This window comes from Microbacterium sp. K35 (assembly GCF_004794375.1).
GTDB lineage: Bacteria > Actinomycetota > Actinomycetes > Actinomycetales > Microbacteriaceae > Microbacterium > Microbacterium sufflavum.
Genome location: NZ_SSDM01000165.1, coordinates 1 through 2,737, shown reverse-complemented (window position 1 = coordinate 2,737; position 2,737 = coordinate 1). Strand labels below are relative to the sequence as shown.

Annotated in this window: 4 protein-coding genes; 1 reads left to right on the top strand and 3 read right to left on the bottom strand. The window is 72.9% G+C overall.

Annotated elements, in window-relative coordinates; translation table 11 throughout:
* On the bottom strand, positions 1-602 hold a 602-nt coding region (locus DW299_RS06135; protein ID WP_136036055.1), incomplete at its 3' end, for an aminotransferase class V-fold PLP-dependent enzyme.
* Between the two features lie 164 nt (positions 603-766).
* On the opposite strand from DW299_RS06135, the gene DW299_RS06130 reads away from it, so the two are divergent.
* The gene (locus DW299_RS06130) at positions 767-1,477 is read left to right on the top strand and encodes a FadR/GntR family transcriptional regulator (protein WP_136029435.1); all 711 of its coding nucleotides are present in this window, start codon (positions 767-769) and stop codon (positions 1,475-1,477) included.
* A gap of 21 nt (positions 1,478-1,498) precedes the next feature.
* Here the strand turns inward: DW299_RS06130 and DW299_RS06125 are convergent, their stop codons facing one another.
* Together DW299_RS06125 and DW299_RS06120 are read right to left on the bottom strand one after the other, a co-directional pair.
* Entirely contained in the window at positions 1,499-2,017 is a 519-nt protein-coding gene (locus DW299_RS06125) for a glycine cleavage system transcriptional repressor (RefSeq protein WP_136036054.1), read from the bottom strand.
* Between the two features lie 66 nt (positions 2,018-2,083).
* The coding region (locus DW299_RS06120; protein WP_136036053.1) for an anti-sigma factor at positions 2,084-2,737 on the bottom strand (654 nt) is incomplete at its 5' end.

Genomic DNA, 2,737 nt, shown 5'->3' with positions numbered 1-2,737 from the left:
TGGGCGCCGTCGACGAGGGTGCGCACGCCGCGCTCGGCCGCGAGGTCGGCGATGCGGCGCGTGGGCAGCAGGCGGGCGGTGGGCGAGGTGATCTGGTCGACGACGATCAGCCGGGTGCGCGGGGTGAGGGCGTCGGCGAACAGCTGCACGATCTCGTCGTCGGGCGCGAGCAGCGGGAGGGCGACGGTGCGGACGGTCGCCCCGAAGCGGCGGGCGAGGCGTTCCGCCCCCATGGTGATCGCGCCGTAGCCCTGATCCGTCACCAGGATCTCGTCGCCGTGCTCGAGTCGCAGCGCGTTGTACACGACGGTCGCCGCGGCGGAGGCGTTGGGCACGAAGACGCTGTCGTCCGCCCGGGCGCCGACGAACGGGGCGGTGCGCTCCCTGGCGTCCTGCACGCGCTCGGCGATGCGGGGGAACCACTCGACCGGGCTGAGGTCGGCGCGGCGACGCAGGGCGTCCTGGTGTGCGACCACGACCGACGGCACCGCGCCGAACGACCCGTGGTTGAGGTGCACGACCGCGGGGTCGAGAGGCCAGGCGTCGCGCGCTCGCAGGCCGGAGTTCAGCGTGAGCGGAGCGGGGAACAGCGGAGCGGGCATCGGACCTCATCGATGAGTGGGGGCGAGTTGTTGCACAACTTTGCCACAAGGCCCCGATTTTGGCTACGAATCCGCGAAGATGAAACATAGTTGTCATACGAGTTTGTCGCGTGGAGCGGTTCCGACAGACTGCACGAGGGGCGGGGGTGTCAGGGAGGATGACGATGAGCGCACTCGACACGGCGTTGCACGGCCTGCGGGCGCTGATCGCCGACGGTGCGCTGCGCCCCGGCGACCGCCTGCCCAGCGAGGGGGAGCTGTGCGAACGGCTCGGCGTCTCCCGCGGATCGCTGCGCGAGGCCATCCGCACGCTCGCGGCGCTGGGCGTGCTGGAGACGCGCCACGGCTCGGGCAGCTACGTCAGCGAGCTGCGCGCGGCCGACCTCATCGGCAGTCTCTCCCTCACCGTCGGGCTGCTGCCCATGGCGGGAGTGCTGGAGTTGACGGAGCTGCGCCGGGTGCTCGAACCCCACGCCGCCGCACTCGCGGCCGCCCGCATCGACGCAGACACCGTGGCGGCGCTCGCCGCGGTGCTGGACGAGATCGAGGCCACGACCGACTTCGAGGCGCAGTCACGCCTCGACCACGAGTTCCACATGCGCATCTCCGCGGTCGCGGGCAACGAGGCCCTCACGAGCCTGATCGACGTGCTGCGCTCCCGCTCCCGGGCGTACCGCATCTCGGAGCCCGACGACGCGGCGGAGCTCAAGGTGCACTCCGACGCCGGGCACCGCGCGATCCTGCGGGGCCTCGCCGCCGCCGATCCCGTCGCCGCGTCGGCCGCGGCATCCGCGCACGTCGCGTACACCGAGTACTGGGTGCGGCGGTACTCCGGGCTCGACGACGTCCCGACCGCGGAGACGCCGTCCGCCTGAGTGCGCGCCGGCGGGGTCCGCTCAGCCGAGGGTGATGTCGACCTGGATCTCGGTCGCGAGTCGCTCCAGGTCGGCCCGCAGTGCGTCGAGGTCGACCGTCGGCGGCACCTTCGCGATCACCGACGCCTCGAACAGCCGTCCGCCCGCCATCGCCGCATCGCGGGTCTCGGTCGCGAGCTCCTCGATGCTCAGCGCGTGCGCGTTCAGCACGGCCGACACCTCCCGCACGATCCCGGGATGGTCGTTGCCGAGCACCTGCATCACCAGCAGCCGCTCCTCGTCCTCCTCCGCCACGCCGCGGGTCCCGGTGAGCACCGACAGCGTCAAGAGCCCCTGACCCTGGATCGCCCGGAGCGCGGTCTCCAGGTCGCCCGCGCGGTCGGTCGGCACCGACACCTCGATCACGCCCGCGAACGTTCCCGCGAGCTCGGCCAGCGAGCTGTTCTCCCAGTTGCCGCCGTGGGCGTCGACGACGTCGGCGACCGCCGCGACGAGTCCCGGCCGGTCGGCACCCGCGACAGTGAGGATGAGTGTGGTCATGGCCTCAGCGTAGGGGGCGTTCGGCGTTCGGGACATGCCCCTTGACGCGGGCGTCGTGCGCTCCGCTCAGCTGAAGTCGAGCGTGCCGCGCACGATGGAGTTCCCCGAGTGGGCCGGGTCGCCGTCGACGGGTTCGAACGAGATGTCGACGAGGTCGTACTCGTCGAGGTCGACGTTCGCGGGGATGGCGAATGCGCCGGTCGCGGCGTCGAGCACGCCGAGGCTGATGAGCGCCTTCCCGTCGTTGCGGATGAGCCAGACCTCCCGGTAGTCCTCCGAGCCGACCTCGCCGTCGAGCGACACCGTGAGGGTGCGCGCGCCGTCGCGGTCCTCGTCCACCTCTGCCGTGCCGATCGCATCGGGGTGGTCGGGGAACGGGTCGAGCGTCGCCGTGGCGACCGTGACCGGCCGGAGTGCGGCCGAGATCGCCGTCCACGTGCTCACGCCCACGGTGACGACGAGGACCGTGACGGCGGCGAGCACCCACCAGCGGGCGGCGATTCTGCGCTGCGGGCGTGGGGCGGAGGGCGGCTCGCCCGCTGTCGGTTCCGCCGGGCGGAGAGGGTCGGCCCGGAGCCGCTCCGGCAGGCCCAGCTCGTCGTGCATGCGCGCCCACACGTCGGCGGGCGGCGACTCCAGCTCCGCGTCGGCGACGGTCGACCGCGCGACACCCGCCGCGTGGGCGAGGTCGGCGATCTCGGCGGCGCACGCCCGGCACTG

What these genes read in the sequence shown, in the direction of transcription:
- DW299_RS06130 (WP_136029435.1), top strand. Translation starts at nt 767, where the DNA reads ATGAGCGCACTCGACACGGCGTTGCACGGCCTGCGGGCGCTGATCGCC.
- DW299_RS06125 (WP_136036054.1), bottom strand. Translation starts at nt 2,017, where the DNA reads ATGACCACACTCATCCTCACTGTCGCGGGTGCCGACCGGCCGGGACTC.